Source organism: Lactiplantibacillus fabifermentans DSM 21115 (assembly GCF_000498955.2).
GTDB lineage: Bacteria > Bacillota > Bacilli > Lactobacillales > Lactobacillaceae > Lactiplantibacillus > Lactiplantibacillus fabifermentans.
Genome location: NZ_AYGX02000176.1, coordinates 1 through 251, shown reverse-complemented (window position 1 = coordinate 251; position 251 = coordinate 1). Strand labels below are relative to the sequence as shown.

Sequence of the window (251 nt, the reverse complement as noted above, 5' to 3'; positions counted from 1 at the left end):
TAAGAAAGCGAGGACGGTAGTTATGGAAGAAACATTACCTTATTTAGAACAACAGCATTGCATTTTCCACGGTGTTGCACTGATTGCATCGATTGATCCACAGGCATTAACGCCAGAATTACGTCAGATGCGAGACAACATGATTAAAGCAATGGACTTAAACGCACTTATGATCAATAGGGGGCTTAAATAATGGAGAATGAAGTAATTAATCTTCCAGACTACACGGTGGACTATCAACCGGTACCAAT

General features: G+C 40.2%; 1 protein-coding gene. It reads left to right on the top strand.

Annotation, left to right across the window (positions count from 1 at the left end):
- Positions 1 to 193 (top strand): hypothetical protein (locus DY78_RS16525; RefSeq protein WP_033612989.1); only part of this gene is annotated, 193 nt, incomplete at its 5' end.
- Positions 194 to 251: the final 58 nt, after the last annotated feature.